The 18,775-nt window shown below is 42.9% G+C and carries 13 protein-coding genes; 5 read left to right on the top strand and 8 right to left on the bottom strand.

From position 1 onward, the window contains the following. Positions 1-2 precede the first annotated feature (2 nt). The 8 genes from ACYVBM_RS21235 to ACYVBM_RS21200 form a co-directional block, all read right to left on the bottom strand. Complete coding sequence (locus tag ACYVBM_RS21235; RefSeq protein ID WP_460687708.1) at positions 3-1,613, bottom strand: family 43 glycosylhydrolase; 1,611 nt, start codon at positions 1,611-1,613, stop codon at positions 3-5. A 6-nt stretch (positions 1,614-1,619) separates the two neighbouring features. Next, positions 1,620-4,481 (bottom strand): glycosyl hydrolase, encoded by a 2,862-nt coding sequence (locus ACYVBM_RS21230; protein ID WP_460687707.1) that lies wholly within the window; start codon positions 4,479-4,481, stop codon positions 1,620-1,622. Positions 4,482-4,741: 260 nt separating this feature from the next. Continuing rightward, positions 4,742-6,844: a RagB/SusD family nutrient uptake outer membrane protein gene (locus ACYVBM_RS21225; RefSeq protein WP_460687706.1), complete on the bottom strand. Its 2,103-nt coding sequence runs from the start codon at positions 6,842-6,844 to the stop codon at positions 4,742-4,744. A 54-nt stretch (positions 6,845-6,898) separates the two neighbouring features. Next, positions 6,899-10,066: a SusC/RagA family TonB-linked outer membrane protein gene (locus ACYVBM_RS21220; protein ID WP_460687705.1), complete on the bottom strand. Its 3,168-nt coding sequence runs from the start codon at positions 10,064-10,066 to the stop codon at positions 6,899-6,901. 299 nt (positions 10,067-10,365) lie between these two features. Continuing rightward, positions 10,366-10,674, bottom strand: coding sequence for a hypothetical protein (locus tag ACYVBM_RS21215; protein WP_460687704.1), 309 nt, complete (start codon positions 10,672-10,674; stop codon positions 10,366-10,368). A 28-nt stretch (positions 10,675-10,702) separates the two neighbouring features. Then, positions 10,703-11,017, bottom strand: coding sequence for an L-rhamnose mutarotase (gene rhaM, locus ACYVBM_RS21210; protein WP_460687703.1), 315 nt, complete (start codon positions 11,015-11,017; stop codon positions 10,703-10,705). 614 nt (positions 11,018-11,631) lie between these two features. Beyond that, on the bottom strand, positions 11,632-13,041 hold the full coding sequence (locus tag ACYVBM_RS21205; RefSeq protein WP_460687702.1) for an arylsulfatase: 1,410 nt from the start codon (positions 13,039-13,041) through the stop codon (positions 11,632-11,634). Positions 13,042-13,054: 13 nt separating this feature from the next. After that, a complete protein-coding gene (locus ACYVBM_RS21200; protein ID WP_460687701.1) occupies positions 13,055-13,519 on the bottom strand; it encodes a universal stress protein in 465 nt (154 codons plus the stop codon). A gap of 53 nt (positions 13,520-13,572) precedes the next feature. Between ACYVBM_RS21200 and ACYVBM_RS21195 the strand changes: the two genes are divergently transcribed. From ACYVBM_RS21195 to ACYVBM_RS21175, 5 genes are all read left to right on the top strand, one after another. Next, positions 13,573-14,100, top strand: coding sequence for a DinB family protein (locus ACYVBM_RS21195; RefSeq protein ID WP_460687700.1), 528 nt, complete (start codon positions 13,573-13,575; stop codon positions 14,098-14,100). 105 nt (positions 14,101-14,205) lie between these two features. Beyond that, positions 14,206-14,397 (top strand): hypothetical protein, encoded by a 192-nt coding sequence (locus ACYVBM_RS21190; protein ID WP_460687699.1) that lies wholly within the window; start codon positions 14,206-14,208, stop codon positions 14,395-14,397. Between the two features lie 80 nt (positions 14,398-14,477). Next, positions 14,478-15,017 carry a lipocalin family protein gene (locus tag ACYVBM_RS21185; protein ID WP_460687698.1) on the top strand — a complete coding sequence of 180 codons (540 nt, stop codon included), beginning with the start codon at positions 14,478-14,480 and terminating at the stop codon, positions 15,015-15,017. Between the two features lie 61 nt (positions 15,018-15,078). Then, positions 15,079-15,783, top strand: a complete 705-nt coding sequence (gene nfi, locus ACYVBM_RS21180; protein ID WP_460687697.1) for a deoxyribonuclease V — start codon at positions 15,079-15,081, stop codon at positions 15,781-15,783. Between the two features lie 649 nt (positions 15,784-16,432). Next, a complete protein-coding gene (locus tag ACYVBM_RS21175; protein ID WP_460687696.1) occupies positions 16,433-18,763 on the top strand; it encodes a TonB-dependent receptor domain-containing protein in 2,331 nt (776 codons plus the stop codon). Positions 18,764-18,775 lie beyond the last annotated feature (12 nt).

Below are 18,775 nucleotides of genomic sequence, written 5' to 3'. Positions count from 1 at the left end.
TATTATTCTCTTACCAGTGTTACATCATCTATATAACAAAAAGCATCCGCCTTTCCTTCGGCATTAAAACCAATTTCCACTTTACCTTTTGTTATATATATCTTTTGTATTTTAACAGGACGCCAATTATAATTTTCCCCGATCACATCTATACAGGATGTTTTACCATTGCTCTCTGCATACAGGCTAAGCCGGGAAAAGCGGCTGCTGTTCTTTACCATTGCCGTTAATGCATAATACCCGTCTTTTAACGCTACATACGGCGATGAACAGATCACCTGTGATACTTTTCTTTTGAAAGGGATCTTATCTGTTATATACAGGCTTTTCTCGCCTACTACCCATTTCCTGTCAGCTTCAGTATTAAAGTGATTCAGCACAGGAGATGTAGCGCTGTCTAAAGAAACTGCGTTTCCTTCCAGCACTTCTGTATTCCACCCCAGCAGTTTTGTTTGCACAGGCTTTATATGACTTGGAATATGATTACGATCTGCTTCAAAGCTGCCGTTCCTTGCATAGTTATTATCATCAGCCACTTCCCATTCACCGGTTACTGCATCCAGGTTCCAGGAGCTTAACGAATTAAAATAAGGTATATCTCCGTCAAATGATAAAGGGAGCCACTGGTTATAACCCCATCCATTTCCGGCAAAATTGGCCCACCTGTCTCCGCAATAGATAACCGTCTCCCGGCGGATCCCTTTTACATTCACAAAAAAGCCGGTTTGCGTGACATGCGCATAATCATTTTCAGTTCCCTGCATGACCAGCATATCATCAGCCGGGCGATAAGGCCCGCGGATATTGTCTGCCACCATATAATAAGCATAAGACGCATCCCAGCCATAAATATTGGAAGCCGCCATATAATACCTGCCCTTATATTTAAACATGCAATTGCCTTCGCGGCTGGCTCCTTTAAAAACCTGGGTACAGTCCAGCAATCCCACCTTTCCGTCTTTTACCCCGATTTCAGAAACATAGATCCTGTTCCTGCCTTTCCCGTAAGAATACACCAGGTAGGACCTGCCCGTATCTTCGTCTGTAAATACGGTCTGATCGCCGGTATTGGTGGTACCAATCATCGGCTGCATATTGATACGCTGGTGCCATGTAAATGTTGCGGCCGGCGCATCGGACAAGGCTACCAACACCTGGTTGCCGAACTGTACAAACATAGCATATTGCTTCAGCTTCTTTATATAAGCCACACCCAAACGTCCTACCCAGGTTACACGCATACTCTTTTCAAGATCAGCTCTTGTCAATACATCTCCCTCAAAAGTCCAGTTAACCAGATCGGTAGAAGTATAACAGGTTACGGATTGAAAAGTATCGTGCGCGTAAGTTACAGAAGGATCAGCACGATATGCCTCCGCTTCTTTATAATAAGCGCCATACCAGTAATATTTTTCAATACCTGTAACAGGATCTTTAAACCTGGAAATGCCACCGCCCTGGCTGTAAACAGGCTGCCCGTCTTTCGTGTTCCAGAACTGATCATTCTTTATATTTTGCATCTGTGCACCTGCAGTATAAACGACACATGCTGCTACCAGGCTAAATATCATCAGCCTGAAAGAAAAAAAATAATATATAATTTTGTTTATCATTATTATTTATTGCAGGGGCGTTAAAGTAACAGGCCCCGAAAGCCCTGATGCGACCGGTTTCCAGTGCGATGCATCAAATAAGCCATTCTTCACATTCTCCGGCTTTCGTGCCGGCATATTGGTATTGTAAAATATTTTCCAGGGGATATGATTCCTGTCCATATAGGATATCCTGTTGGCCATTAAATTAGCCACTACGATTTCCAGCTTATTCTTTGGCTGAAAGGCTGAAGCAGGAATAGTAACCGTAAACGACGGACCGATCAGTATACCTGCCTTTTTACCATTTAATACTATTTCAGCCGTTTCATGCACATTACCGAGGTTTAGCAGGTACGCTTTAGCCGGATGCGGCTTATCAAATTCATATGTATATTTAGCTATACCTGAAAAGTTCTTAACCGCTTCCCCTTCCAGCGCTGTCCACGGGCCGGGTTTGTCAAGCAATACTGAAGGAGGTAATGCCGGGCCTCCTTCCATAAAGTCAAGCTTCCATTTACCATTTAAAACCACCGCTTCCCCAGCAGGAGACTGGTAAGGATAAAGCGAACCTGTTTTCCTGGCATGATAGGCCTGCACAATTAACGATGCGTAAGGTTCTAATTGCACCCATACTTCTATACCTCCGTTAGCTGCTTTCCTGGTTTTTGCTATTCCTTTCTGATCACTTGCAGGATCGAATAAAGCCACGGAAGCCGCATGATCCGCCAGCCTTATCCACTCTTCAACCTTATGATCCGTACGGTTATTGATAAAATAGAAATGTCCCTGCTGGTTTTTGCGGCGCAATACATATACGGATCTGTCACCGGGTTTTTCAGCCCTTGCATTCGCATAGCGCATTAATGCTTCGGTATCTCCACTTATAAATATTTTTCCTTTTCCAAAAGCAGCTTTAGTGGCGATACCTTCTTTTTGAAGATTCAGCTGAGCTAAAAATGTGGTCAGCTTTTTCCGCCGTTCGGGCACGTTATTCAACCCCGGAACATCAGCAGGAAAATTTTTATACACCAGCAAGGTAGCGCCGGCCTGCACCAGCTTTATTATTTTGTCGAGAGATGCGTCATTGATCAGTTGATTACCCGGCAACAGTATAGCCTTGTACGCATTGCCGCCAGTAATTATTTTACCACCAGAAAAATTAAATTGCTGCAGTTGCCTGTCTGAAAAGAAATCGAAGCTATATTCTTTCTCTGTCATTTCCCGGGATACGTGCTCAAAACCTGTCTGTTCAAAATTCTTCTCCATACCATCAAAGTGCTGCAGGAGGTCTTTGCCCGGCCGGGCATACCGATCGGTAATGGGATAATACAAAAGGATATCATTATCAGGTTTCCCGCTTTGTAAAAAAGACTGCACCCTTGCCACATATTTATTCAGCGCATGAAAGTGACGCCATTGAGGGTTTTCGGGCTGAAAATGAACTGCGGCATAAAACAACCAGCCGGGCCATGCGGCCTCTTTGGGCGAATATTCCGTACCGTGATAAAAGATATGGTTAACACCTCCCAGAAAGAAAAGATCCAATGCCTTTTTTACATCGCCCCAGGATGACAAGAAATGTTCGTTCAGCCATGTTGCCGATTCTGACGAGACCAACTGCTTGCCGGTAACATTGGCGGCAGATGTGGCAAACTTAAAACGCAGCACATCATTGCCTTCTGTTTCGGGAATATCGACCACGCTATACAAATCTAAAGTATTAGCAGGTGACCCATGACTTTGATTGCGCAGCATTTTACCTTTACCTCCGGCCCATTTTTTCCATTCAATTGTAAAATGTTCCAACAGCAGCTCGTCAATTACAGAACGATAATCGTAAATAACACGGCTGTTCCTTTCGGCATCGGAACGCCCGAATAAAGCCGGCAATTCGTTCCGTAAATCGTAGCCCCTGCGGTTTTCAAACTCCTCAAAAAAAGCAGGGGTCCAGTTCGCATCGCCGCGGGCATCATCCACTTCGTAAGAATCATTAAAGAAAGATCGCAGGTAGCTGATGTCATATCCTTTAAAAGCTTCATCGAAGCGCTTAAAATAATGCTGCGCTGCCTCCCTGGAAAAATGGTCGATGGCATAGCCCTCTCCGCCCGGCGCTGCACGTTCTACCATTTTACCATGTAATCCTTCAAATAAAGCATACAATGTCCATTCCGGCGAAGTAGCAGGAGCCACCCACTGCAGTTTCCCCGCAGCATCTACCTTATCCGTAAGATTGATCGCTTTGCCGCACTTATCATAAGCCATTAAAGCCACAAGCGGCAGCCTGCCCGGGAACTGAACCTGGTCCAGCGCCAGCTCCTGTAAATTTGTATTTTCAGTAAGCGGATTTTTTACCGTTTCAACATTCACGCGCCTTCCATTAGCCGTTCGAACAAATCCTTCCCGTTCAAACACCACCGGTTCTTTTAGCTGCTGTCCTGCGTCTACAGTGGACACTTTATTAAAGATACTCTTACTGGCATCAGCATCTTTTACCCAGGGGCCACCAAAAGGCCAACCGGTTCCATTGGCCAGGTCTACACCCAAACCAAGCCGCTTACTTTCTTTAAGCGTATAAGCAAAAAGCTGCATCCAGCGTGGTGACAGAAACGGTACAAAGTTTTTTTCCTGGCCATAAATACCATAGATAGGTGTTATTTCCACCCCGCCAAGCCCCGCATCCTGGTATTGTTGCAGGTTCCAGCTGAGGCCGGCTTCGTTTACCGCACTGCCTTCCCACCACCAGCGTGTCCAGGGTTTATTCTGCTGCGTAACAGCAGGCCATTCTATTTGCGCATTGCCCTGTACCAGCATAAAAAACAAGAATAAACACCAGCCCGCTTTCAGGATCAGGATATGCGTGCCGGGTTTTGATCTTATATCAGCCATTACTCAATAGATTTAATTTTTCAGCGCTGCATCTGCAAAACAATTCATTACACTTGAAAGTACGTTTATCCTATATCAATACTCCCGGGGAAACAACAGCAATAATCGTTTTACTTCAATATCATCTATACAACATTTTAAACTGTTGCCTGTACGTAAAATTAAAGTTCCTGTCAAAACAGCAATCCTGAACTGTCCTGTTTCTTTTAATATGAAAAATGCCGCCTTTTAAAGCGGCACTTTTTATTGAGTTTACCAGTTTAATAGCCCGGGTTTTGCCAGGCTTTTTTCTGATCAGCCGATAAATTACTTCCGTCTTCATTTAATAAGCCATCAATAAAGGATTGTGGAACAGGACGCAATTCGTGTTTGTTCGTTGTGATATTAGGTGCCGCTTCAGGATTAAAGGCTTTGGCACGCTTGATCAAAGTTCCCGTACGGGATAAAGTTTCCCAACGTTGCCACTCTCCTAATAATTCGCGGGTGCGCTCGTTAAGAATAAAGTTTAAAGCACGGTCGAAATTACCTGAAGCGCCGATTTTTGCAAGAACTGCTTCATCCTCTGCCGGCAAATTTGCAGGAAAAGATGTTAGCAATAAGTTGGATGCTGCTGTAGTTACCGGAATTGTGGGATTAGACAAATAATACGTATTCATATCCAAGTTAGAATTAATAAAATTTGTTGCAGCTGATCCTGTATTTAAAGAATTTACTTTAAAAGCCTGCGAGCCATCGCTATAAAAAGACCTGTTTTCACCACTTTTCCATTGTGCCCGTGCCCGAACAACATTGATGTCAGCCATGGCCTCACCATATTTTTCCTGGCGTGCGTAACATTCGGCGCGTACCAGGTAAGTTTCTGCCAAACGGGCCATTGTTACATCACGATGCGCATCTCCTCTTTCGGCAGTTCTGGAACCATCATCTGTTTTATTGATACCGGCAAAAAAATTACAAATAGGCTGATTTTTAAATGTTGGAGCAACATATTGACCGTTTTGATAAAGTACCAATGAGTTGGGCGCATATTGCCCCACTTTAGTGGTCAGCGATCCTGCTGTTGCAGTTTGACGAGATCCTACCTTCCACTCAGGCAAACGGCTATTGTCATCTTTCCAGTTAGGCACCTGTATCGCTGCGCCAAACTTATACCCATCATAAGTGCGATCATCCTTTGTATTTAAAATCATAACAACAGCCGGATCGCCTAATTGAAGTCCTTTTTCATTGGTACCTACAATGGTATTTATTCCATAAACCGTTTTAAAGGTTTTCCACATACGCGCATCGTTTACATGATCGTAAACGGCATAACTATACTCGGTAGGACGGCAACGCTGAAAGTCCATGCTGCCTATCCATACGCCACGTCTCACCCAACCTCCTGAGAAACTGGAAAACTGGGGAGAGAAATAGTTATAGGTACGGTTTCCAAAACGTCCCACTGTGCTCGCATCTGCATTATGGCCTGCGGCCATTAATATTTCATCCAGTTGCTCGTTAGGACAATCAACACCCGTCCAGTTAGCGTACAAATCGCTATAATTAGGGGTTAAAGCCCCTCTTGCATTTATTGCGTAAGTACAGGCAGCAATTGCTTCCGTAAGATCTGCCTGCTTATACTGGCTGTTCCAGCTACTGCAACGTTCTGAGGCACGGAATAATAAGGCTTTAGCCAGGAAATGTGCTGCAGTAGCTTTAGTCCAGGTAATTCCTTTGCCATATGTATATACTTCCCCTTCAAAAAGTTCATACGCTTTACGAAAATCTGAAATGACCTGGGCCCAGGATTGCTCTTCGGTAGAACGGGTAAAATTGCGTACAACACTTTGTACAGGTTCTGTTTGAAGCACTACACCACCATACTGCGCCGTAAGGCGGTAATAGTTATATCCGCGTAAAAAATGTGCATGGGCTAAACAACGGTTACGTATTTTCTCATCGGTAATATAAAGTGGCGCATAGGCAATAATAGTATTGGCAGATGCAATGCCATAATACATTTCATCCCAAAGCGCTGCCGGAGAGGTTGCATTTCCATTGGCGGCGCCCATGGCGGTAGTTGCATGTATAGGGCCGAAACGGTTGTCATAGGTGTTCCACATTTCGTTGGTTAAATCATTGGCATTCGTAAACTCATCTGTTCCGTAAAGAGTAGTGCCATAAGCCCATTCAAAACCAAAGTGCCATCGGATATTACCATAAAGGGATATCGTTAATGCCTCAATACCTTCAGGTGTTTTTAAATAATCTGTTGAGTATTGATGGTCCAATACCTCATCAAGAAAGCTTTTTTTACAAGCGCCGAGTGACAAGGCCGTAATGAATAAAAGACCCAATTTTATATTTTTAATCGTATTCATTTTCTTTGTTTTTATATTATTCCTTTACTGCTATTTCGCTATATGCTACATTCGCTAAAAGCCAACCGAAAGCCCTACAACAAAACCGCGGTTGAAGTAGGTGGCATCTGTATCAAAATCATACCAGCTTAACGATTGATAAATATTACCTGGATTTAATGCCTGGCCGTATAATTTTACATTATTGAGCCCGATTTTTGAACACAGGTTTTTAGGTACGTTATAACCTAAAGAGATATTGCGAATTTTAATAAATGAAGCTTTCTTAAATCCGAGAAGTCCAGAAAACTGGTCCTGAGACCCCGAAGATGCCTGTCCTAAAATAGGTTTCTGGAACTCGGCACCGGGATTATCAGGAGTCCAGTAATCTACTTCGCGTTGATTACTATGCGCTGTTAACGCTTCGCCTCCCACATTAGCAGTATACCCCATACGACCGTAAAGACTCATTGCCAACTCAATATTTTTAAAGCTAAAGGAGTTGTTCCAGCCCAGGGTCCACTTCGGATTGTTGTTACCAAGTACCACTCTATCATCGATAGTCATTTTGTGATCGCCATTCTGATCTTTGGGTCGAACATTTCCAGGTGTAAATTTATATCCATTAGCATTCCATAAAGCCATTTCTGCCAGATCTTCCGGTGTGTCTTGCCACAATCCCAGGTTATCATACCCATATAGCACATTGATCGATCTTCCAATAAACCAGGCATTATCCACCATATCATTTTTTCCGTAAGCCAACTCCACTATTTCATCCTGTTGCCATGCTGCATTAAAACTGGACTCCCATAAAAAGCCACTTTTTGTTTCTACAGGAACAAAGTTTAAGGTAACTTCTACGCCGTGATTCTTTGTTTTACCTATATTGCTGTAGATGTTAGGAAAACCCGTTAATGTAGGGATGTTTACCAGCATCAACAGGTCAGAGGTATTGGATTTGTAGACATCAATACTCCCCCCCACTCTGCCTTTAAGAAAATTAAAATCTAAGCCCAGGTTATACTGGGTGGTTTTTTCCCATCCTAATCTAGGATTGGCCAAAGTAGTCTGGCTGGCTGAGTAATAAGGTTCGTTAGTAGTAAAACCAATCTGGTTGCTCATACCGTTAAATGGAAGATAGATAGAAGAAATAAGTCCTCTTGTACCATACGGGTCCACAGCAGCATTACCGGTTGTACCAAAACCTAAACGTAGTTTCAGGTTATCAATCCAGCTAATATTTTTAATAAATTCTTCATTATCCAAACGCCAGGCCAGTGCTGCGGAAGGGAAAAAGTCTATTTTACTTGTACTGTCTCCTAATTGTGAGGCCCCATCCCAACGGCCCGATACGGTTAATAAATAACGGTTATCAAAACCATAGTTTAAGCGAACCATATAAGAGCTCAGCTGGCGCTGATTAATCCCTGAACTCATCCCTGCTTTATTGTTAGGGTTAGTTATATCAACCGATCCCATGGCATTCCATAGAAAGGAAGGTTTAGAGATGTTGCTGGCCGTCATTGATGAGTTTTCGATATTCCAGGAAGAAGCTGTCTGTAATAACGTAGCCCCTACCTTATGTATGCTGGCAAAAGTGCGGTCGTAAGTGATCATATTATCCAAAGTCCATGAAAAATCACGGCGGTTCTGCAGGCGTGCATAGTTAACGCCGGCACTTCCGTTCGCGTTTACTCTTAAAGAAGAAGTGCCGTCAATATAAACACCTTCCCTCCAGTGGCGGAAATCAGGTCCAAAATTCAGTTTATAACTCAATCCCTTTAAAGGGTCCCATATTTTTCCAGCTTCCAGCGTAGCGGAAAAATTACCCAGGGCACGTAATGTTTGTGATAGCTGTGTGCTTTTTTCCCATTCATTCATTATGCTGTAAATGGCGCTTTCTCCACCCGGATTAATAACCAGGTTCCCATCATTATCAAAAGGTACTGACATATTGTAGAGCGACTTAGCTGCTCCGTAAATAGCATTAGGCGCTGTTCCACTACGGGCGCCCAATGTAGACATACCATAGTCCTGCTCGCCCCACGAAACATTTAAAGATGCGGCCAGCTTGAACCAGTCAACCGGAGTAATATTGATACTGAGTTTAGTGGTATAACGTTCGTATGACTGTCCTCTTTGAGTACCTTTATTATTTAAATATCCAAATGATCCGTAGGCATTCATTTTATCCGAACCGCCGCTTGCGCTTAAAACATGCTCGGAAGTAATACCGGTTTGCGTCACAAATTTAGTCCAGTCGGTATTGGTTACTTTTGAAGGATCCCAGGTACCTCCGGCCCATCCTTTCAGCACATTATCCCTGGATGTCTGACGGTCTAACGGGCTATCAAAAATCAATTTATCATTTGCCTCTGTTGGGGCATTGGGGTTTGCATAAAGCGTTGGATTAAGGTTGTACGCAGCCCAGCGCCGGAATTCAATAAAGTCAGCAGCGCTCATTGAAGGTGAACGATCTACTATTTTAGATGTTGTTATTGTTCCATCATAATTCAAATTGAAGCGACCTGATTTTCCCTGTTTGGTGGTAACAATAATAACGCCGTTTGCACCACGTGAACCATAGATCGCAGTGGCAGAGGCATCTTTAAGGATATCGATAGATTCAATGTCTCTGGGGTTTAATGTTTCAATCGACGAAGCAGACATCAAAGGCACTCCATCTACCACATACAACGGCGAATTACTTGCCGATAAGGAACGATTTCCACGAATACGAACACTTCCAATAGTTCCCGGCCGTTCGCTTGATTTAATATCAACACCTGCAGCTTTTCCCTGTAGAGCTTCTATAGCGTTGTTTACAGGACGGTTTGTTAAAGCTTCGGCACTAACGCTCGCCACAGCGCCTGTAACATCCGATTTTTTCTGAGTTCCATAACCGACAACTACAACCTGATCCATTTCAGAAATCATGGTTTTTAAAATAATAGTAGGCGTCTTATCATTCACCACTACCTCCTGTGTTTCAAATCCTACATTGGAAATTACCAATGTTGAATGTAACGGTGCGTTGATCTTAAAGACACCATTATCATCTGTCACAACCGTCATCTCACTTCCTTTCAGTTTAACACTGGCCTTCACAACCGGTTTAGCCGTTTCATCCAGAACAGTGCCGGTAACCGTGACTGGCTGTTGGCCTAATAAAAACAAAGGCAAACAAAAAATGGCTACTGTTAAGAACAGCCTGCAGCAAGCATACGTCTTTCGTTTCATGTTCATTTTATTTAAGGGTTCTTCTATACAGATAAAAATAAAAAACAGGTTTTTCATAAAAAAGCTTCTTCCTTTATACTACAACATAAAGCCATTGAAATAAAACCGGGGCAATAACAATACTGGCTTACAATCCTTATCTAAGGTAAAGTGTTGGTAAAATTCAGGCATCCTGTTCTATCCTGAAATCACTGCTGCAAGTAGCAGAAAGGCGCACCAGATAAGGTTTAGCCTCAAAAAAATATTTGCAATATTGACAAATATCCGGGAAAATAAATCCCTGGATAGGGTTCAACTGGTCAGCCTGAAATCGCCCTTCTTAATATAGCGTCCCCATCGGCCTTTGCCAGTGGCATATCTGCTCCAGTTTGTTTATGCACTAATTGCGCAGGCGTTACAGTATGAAGATAATGATACACACGGTCCAGTACCTGCTTCACTTTTTCGGTAGTGGTTTCCCCGTAAGGAATATCATAATCCGGCTTCATAAGATGCAACGGCATGGTAGCATCATTGCCTTTACCGGTAACATACTGTGCTGCAGCCATACCGGCTGGCATTAAAGCAATTACAAGTAAGAACGCTTTACTGATCCTGATAAGCATCATCTCCATTTAGGAGTTAGGCTGATAAGTATTAAGGCATGTAAAACACTTCTTTAAGCGGCACCGATACAGGCGAATGGTCAGGGTTGGTTTCCATAATATCGGCCATATAGGCCCACCATTTTTTCATTACAGGATGCGAAGGAAGATCGTCCATTGATTTACCCTCTTCCAGCTTCAGCACACCCAGCAGGTCATTGGTATCGCTGTCCAGGAAGATAGCATAATCGCTCACCCCGGTTTCCTTCAGCAGGACCGATAACTCGGGCCATAGCGCATCATGTCTTTTCTTATACTCGGCTTCATAGCCTTTGAATAGTTTCATTTTAAAAGCAAGTCGTTGCATGTAACAGGTTATTGAGTTAAGATCATTACAAAAGCAGCTATAATAACCGCCCAATGCTTACAATCATTCCTCAAGATAATAGGTTTCTTATTCCGGGGCATCCTGATCTGTCCTGAAAAAAAGGATGGAATGGGGCAAACGCATTTTAAATTCAATCCTAAAACTATGCATAGGGTTAAATAAATATTCCCCTTTCATGGGTTAACGGGGTACAATACATTCTTTATAATCCTTGCACCACTTAGGAGCTTAATAACCGGGCAAATAAGCCTGCTGAAAATTCAGGGAGTGACAGGAAGCATAAAAGCCTCCAATATCAGAGGGGTTTGCGCTGAAGGATGCAGCAGCTAAGTCCAGATATACTGTATTTTTTGCTTTGACCCGAGTTATCTCTAACCAGGATCAGACCTGCAGATGAGAATACCTGTAAGCCCATAAAAGAGAAAAACAAGCAATAGTCATGTATAGATTTTCTTTACAGGTCAATTAATTTACACCGCTCACATAAATATTTTGATGATAACGCCAACATCGGCGAATTATTACGGCCGCCTGATTCGTGCCTTTATGAATCAGAAAAATGTTATGCCATCAATGCACCACTTTACCGCCTCCTAGGGCCGGAAAGGAAAGTCTGTATTTTCTATATGCTCCTTCTGCATGATCGTAGCGATTTCAGATACAATGCCGGGATGAGCGGCGGCTACATTATTTTTTTCAGCAGGGTCTGTATCAAGATCATATAATTCTATCGGAGTAGCGGTTTCCATTGCCTTTAACCGTACGGCTTTCCAGCGGCCCATGCGTACTGCCTGTTTGCCTCCCTGCTCATGAAACTCCCAATACAAATGATCATGCTGCTTTTGTTTGCGCCCCAGCAGTTCCTGCACAAAAGATATACCATCAATACCGGCCGGAGCTTTGGTTCCTGCCAGCTGTGCGCATGTGGGCAATACATCCCAAAAGGCGCCAATGTACTTAGACTGTGAACGGGGTTTTATTGTACCAGGCCAGTATGCAATAAAAGGCGTTCGGATACCGCCTTCATACAGATCTCTTTTAAAACCCCGGAAGCCGCCATTGCTGCTGAAAAAAGCAGGGTCATTGCCCCCTTCCTTATGCACACCGTTATCACTTGCAAAAATGATCAAGGTATTTTTGTCGATACCTAATTGTTCCAATTGCTGTTTGACTTCTCCTACGTACAGATCCAACCGGCTGACCATTGCCGCATAAGCTGCACGGGGATAAGCCTGCGGCTGATACCCTTTGCCAGCCCAGCCGCTTGCAACAGCTACAGGCTGCTCGTTAAACATTTTTTTATAAAAAGTAAATAAGGAATCATTCTGTGGTAACTGCAATGCCGCGTGCGGCAAAGTGTACGACAGAAAAAGAAAAAACGGCTCGCTGCTGTTGCTTTCAATAAAAGCTTTTGCCTTATCATGAATGAGCTGTGCGGAATACACCTGCTGATCCTGCGGTGAGTTGGGCAGATCTACCCTTGTATTGTTGTGCCATAAATGATCGGGAAAATAGTCGTGCGCCAGCGATTGACAATTATATCCATAAAACTCGTCAAAGCCCTGCCTGACAGGATTTCCAGGGGTTTCGATGTAACCCAGGCCCCACTTTCCAAAGCAGCCGGTTGCATAGCCTGCATCTTTTAGAACTTCAGCAACCGTAACCGCATCTGCCGGTAATGGCCATTGCCCCTCCGGTGAGGTGGCTTTATTACCCCGGACAGGCGTATGGCCCGTATGCTGGCCGGTCATCAGCGATGAGCGGGATGGCGCACAAACAGAAGTGCCGGAATAGAACTGGCTAAACTTCATCCCCTGGTGTGCCAGGAGATCAATATTAGGTGTTTTTATTTTCTGTTGGCCGTACACTCCTATATCACCAATGCCTAAATCATCGGCCAGTATGAAAATGATATTGGGCTGTTTAGGCTGTTGCTGCGCCGCAGCTGAAAAACTATAAATAAGTAATATTAAAAAAACAGGCAGGATACTTTTTTGATTCATAAAGTAATTACAATTAATTTTCAACAGTGGGTACAACAAGAATAGGGATCTGTGCCTCATGTAAAATCCTTACAGAAGTTTCACCATTTAATAAACGGGATAGTGCCCCATGGTGACGCATACCTACTACAATCATTTCCGCGCCCGCTTCCCGTGCATAGTTTACCACTTCATCTTCCACAGACCCAAGCAGGATATTGATAGCGGCAGGTTTTACCGGAAGCGGTTCAACCAGTTTCTCTAATTGCTCTGCTGCAGTTTTCTTATAAGTATCGATCAATTCCATTTCATTAGGTAAAATAGCCGGTTCAATAGCACCCAGCGGATCCATGACATTCACTCCTGTATAAGAGCCAATAGGTGGTATGACATGCACAAGATGCAATTCAGCATTTAGCTTACGGGCTATCTCAACGGCCTTGTTTAAAACAATTTCTGTTTTTTCCTGCAGGTCTAACGCTGCTATAATTTTATTCATACTGTTTATTTATATGGATTATGTAATTTAGTTCAGGATATAAAGCTACTACATTGAAACAAGATAAAGAAGTTTGGCTGAGAGGCGAAATAGTAGATGGTGTTACACCATTGCTGCAGCCTGTTGCCCATGCGATGCTGCAGGCACAGGAAGAGATTAACACGCTGATGGAAGATTTCCCTGATGAATTGCTCTGGAATCAACCTGCAGGCTGTGCCCCGCCGGCTTTTCACCTTTTACATATTGCAGGTGTATTAGACCGGCTGCTTTGTTATGCAGCAGGAAAAAGCCTTACGGATGCGCAGTTGCAATACCTGAAACAGGAATCTGTGCCGGCAGCTACAACAGTAAAACATTTATTGCAACATTTTAATAATCAGGTTATCATAACCATCGAACGCCTGAAACAATTTACCGTACAAGATTTAGCATCATACAGAGGAGTTGGACGGGCTGCCCTGCCATCGACAGTAATAGGGCTTTGCACGCATGCAGCCGAACATACCATGCGCCATACAGGACAATTGCTGGTAACCGTTAAAGTGCTTACACAATTGATAACGGGCCGTCAAAGTTCCTGAATAGCCTTCAGCTATCTTCAATTTTGCCGGACAGCCTTTATAAAACGGATGAATTATAATTGATACACATTATTATATAATTTTAAAAAGGAAAATACTGGTGTCATGAGCTTATTGAATATATATACGGGTGGACAGCAAGAATATTTGAAAAGACTGAATATCATCTATACAAAGCTTGTTGAAAAAATAAATAAGGATGCCGAACTTTCGCCTCAAGAAAAATCTAAAGCCAGGGAGCATGCTTTAAAAGATTTAAAGACCAACAAAAAGAACAGCATCAGGAATTCTTATTAGCCCGTTACTTTCATTATATCCGTCGCTGCAGTTTTCGGCTTAAATCTTGTATTATGCTTTATTATTTTAATACAGATATCATGAAGAAAGCTTATCTATTAACCGGAGCCGGATTATTTATCGCAGCAGGAACAGCTGCTTATTTTGCCTGCCGTAAAACCATACCCACAGGAATTAAAGCAATTAATCACTTTAAAAAGGAGCGGTTTGCCGGGAAGTGGTATGAAATTGCCCGGCTTGATTATCGGTTTGAAAAAAACATGAGCCATGTTACAGCTGCCTATACCCCAAATGAAGATGGTACTATAAAAGTTACCAATACCGGTTATAATTATAAAACATATAAACAGGAGCAATCTATAGGGAAAGCAAAATTCGCCGGTAATGAAGAAGTAGCTATGCTTAAAGTGTCTTTCTTTGGACCCTTTTACGCAGGTTATAATGTAATTGCTATTGACGATAATTACCAGTATGCTTTAATATGCGGCAGAAGCAGGGATTATTTATGGCTGCTATCAAGAGAAAAAACAATGCCTGAAACGGTAAAAAATGAATACCTGGCCATTGCGGAAAAAGCAGGCTTCGATATTTCAGAACTGGTATGGACCAGGCAATTATAGCTAAAAAATTCCCGTAGCCTTCACAGAATGATACCAGATTCGCATTTTTCAAATAAAAATAATGGAAATAATTCATCCCGGCTCTTACGAGCTGCTTTCTGCTGCTGAAGCCATACAAATTCAGAAAAAAATGCGGGAACAGATCAATCTCCGGCCTTTTAAAGGTGCAATTCATTATATCGGAGGCGCAGATATATCTTTTAACAAATTTGAAGACACTGTTTACGGAGGTATTGTAATACTGAAATATCCCGAAATGACAATAGTTAAAAATGTATCAGTTGTTGCACAAACCAAATTTCCTTATATATCCGGATTATTGGCATTCAGAGAAGTACCTGCATTGTTAATGGCCTGGAACAAACTGGATATAAAGCCTGACCTGATGGTACTTGACGGTCAGGGAATTGCTCATGAAAGACGCATGGGCATCGCAACGCATTTTGGATTGCTTACAGATGTACCTTCTATTGGTTGTGCCAAATCCAGGCTTACCGGCACTTTTGAAGATCCACCTGATACAGTATTTGGCTCATCACCCCTGATGCATAAATCGGAACAGGTAGGTGTAGCGCTCAGGACGAAGGTAAATTGTAATCCTGTATTTGTGTCTCCCGGCCATAAGATTAGCATTGAACAAAGTGTGGATATTATTAAGCACTGTACCAGGAAACACCGCATTCCCGAGCCTACGCGCCTGGCCCATTTACTCGTTAATGAAGTACGCATCGGCCATAAAACTATTAATCGTAATACTTTATTTTAAAGTTTTCAGGGGAAAGCCGTATCAGTTGAATACAAAGCTTTTATAGAGATTATCCAAAAAGTCAGGTAACAATCGGGTAACGGTGCTCATTGTTTTTCTTTTTCAACGTTTCCTTATATTATCAGGCTTCATGTATAAATAATAGTAGTCAACATATTTTTTTATGATTGATTTTTGGGGCTTGAATGTTTCAGATATTTCCTGCATTTTCACGCTACACATTGATAATTGCAATAATTACAAAAATACAGAAAAGCTGATGCCGGTAACATTGACTTTTCTTGATTGTTTTACAGGTTTCATAGTTGCGAAATAAAAGAACGTTCCATACTTTCAAATTTTTGAAAGACTTTCTGCACACCCTTACCAGCTTTTCATTAAGAACTTTTGCCTAAATCCAAGCCGTCAAGATCCGGAGGCAGTAGCATCAACTGGTGCTGATTGTACATTTCAACGATGAAATTGGTAGAGAAACTTAAAAAGATTACCTGTTGCGAAAAATAATTTCCCGATCTCGTAAACACTAAAGATCAACCTGCTTTTAGCTTTGCACTCCCTTAACAAAGTATTAAGGTTTTATTCACCAAAAGAAGTTGCAATGTTTAAACAAAAATTAATCAAATTTTCTATCCTTCTATTTTGCACCGTGATGATTTTAACCGCATTCACAGCGAGCATTTTTGCTCAAACAAAGCAAGCGGGCATTATCGAAGGCAGGATATTAAGCGCTGATAATAAGCCACAACAAAATGTGATCCTGGTGTTGGAGCCTTTGCAAAGACAAACTATGTCGGATGATAACGGTTATTTTGAATTCAGAAATATTCATTACGGGCAATATACTATTGCTGTTAAATCCCTTGGTGTAACGGCGCAGCCTGTTGCTGTTGAGCTTAACACTCCAAAGATATCTGTTGAAGATATCCGGTTGGCAGAAGTGGCCAGTGTGCTGGACCGTGTGATTGTATCTTCTTCTTACAGGCATGTTAACAAAAACAGCACACAGGTGGCCAGGATGCCGATGACTTACACCGAAAACCCGCAGAACTATGCGGTGATCCCCAGTGAATTGTTAAAAAACCAGTTAGTAACCACCACCGAGCAGGCATTGCTGAATATTCCTGGTGTAAGCAATTTATCCATAGCAGGCGGAAGCGGCGGCTCTACGCTGCAGTTCATGTCGCGCGGTTTCACCAACGGTTCTATTATGTACCGCAACGGTGTATCTACCGGGTATGTAACGCTAACAGACCTGTTCAATGTAGAAAGAATAGAAGCGATCAAAGGCCCTTCTGCTACCTTGTTTGGCGGTAACCAGGGTGCGTCTTACGGTGGTGTATATAATATGATCACCAAGCAGCCGCTGGATGTGAAACGTGGTGAGATTTCCTTTACCACCGGCAGCTACGATATGGCCAGGACTACGGTTGATTATAATACGCCATTAAATGAAGATAAAACCGCTTTGCTAAGATTAAACGGGGTGTACGATAGCAGGAATACTTTCCAGCAGATTTCTCAAAATACAGTAGGACTGGCGCCTTCGCTTTTGATAAAAGCAACTGACCGGCTGACGCTGCATTTTGATGGATATTACTTCCGCAGTGCCCGCCCCATCATACTTTTCGGCTTTGAAGCGCCTCCCGGAGGAGGAGGAGGTACTACTGATTATCAGGGAAATGTATCAGCTCTTGGATTGGACCCTAAAAACGCTTACGCTTATCCCGATTTTAACAGTACCCAGCAGACCATAGCCATAAGTGGTATGGCAGAATATAAACTATCTGACAAGTGGACCTCCCAGACCAACTTTTCAATGGCCCGGAATAATAATGTAACGCATTATATTTCGCTGCTTGCAAAAAAGAAAAGCGCAACGGATACCACCTGGATTCGCAGAAGCGTATTAGATATCCCCAGCAGCCAATTGTACACACAGCAATTTCAACAGAATTTTATCGGCGATTTCAACATCGGTAATATGCGCAACCGTTTGTTAGTTGGACTGGATTATTTCAGAAGCAATGTGCTTGGAGCCAGGGCCAGCGCCTTATACGACTCCATACCTACTACTGCCACAACCGCACAACTGTTTATTAAAGAAGCAAAAGTTGATGCGCTGTTCCCCAATGCCAATTATGGCGGTAACAGAAGTATCCAAAACAGCTACGGCTTATATGTTTCTGAAGTGCTGAACGTTACAGACAAGTTGTTGCTGATGGCAAGCCTGCGTATTAACAGGTACACGGCAGTAAACCAATACCAGCAAACCTCCTACTCCCCCAAGCTGGGTATTTCCTATCAAATTATTGACAATGCCCTTTCTGTATATGCCAACTATAACAACGGGTACTCCAACGTTGCAGGGCAGGATTCCCTTGGCAATTCCCTAAAACCTACTTACGCCAACCAATTAGAAGGAGGAGTGAAATTTGACGCCTTCCACCATCGCCTTACGGGTACTGTTAGTGTTTATGATATTAAAGTGTCCAATGTTCCCAGGGCGGTGGGCACCTATTTTATACAGGATAACGAGCAGAGAAGCCGTGGAGTAGACGTGGATATACTGGCCAATCCCGTTCCGGGCCTGAACATTGCAATGGGTTATGGTTACAACGATATCCGGTATGAAAAATACTATGGTCCCACGCAAACAAGCATCGAAGGTAACCGGGTGCCGGGCGCACCCTATCATGCCGGTAATATGTGGGTGAACTATGGAATCACTTCCGGCCCGCTCAAAGGCTTCGGTTTGGGTGCAGGGGGTAATGGACAAAGCAGCAGCTTTACCATCAACACTAATAAGATTACTTTGGACGGGTATACCGTTTTTGGTGCAAGTGCTTTCTACGATGCCCCGAAATTCAGGGTTACGACTAAAATAGATAATATTGCCAACAAGAAATATTTTACGTACAATGCATGGCTGAATGCCGGACCAACGAGAATGTTGCTGTTTAATGTTACTTACAGGTTCTAAATTAGTCATTTG

This window comes from Niabella aquatica (assembly GCF_054779315.1).
This window is presented reverse-complemented; position numbering and strand designations above follow the sequence as displayed.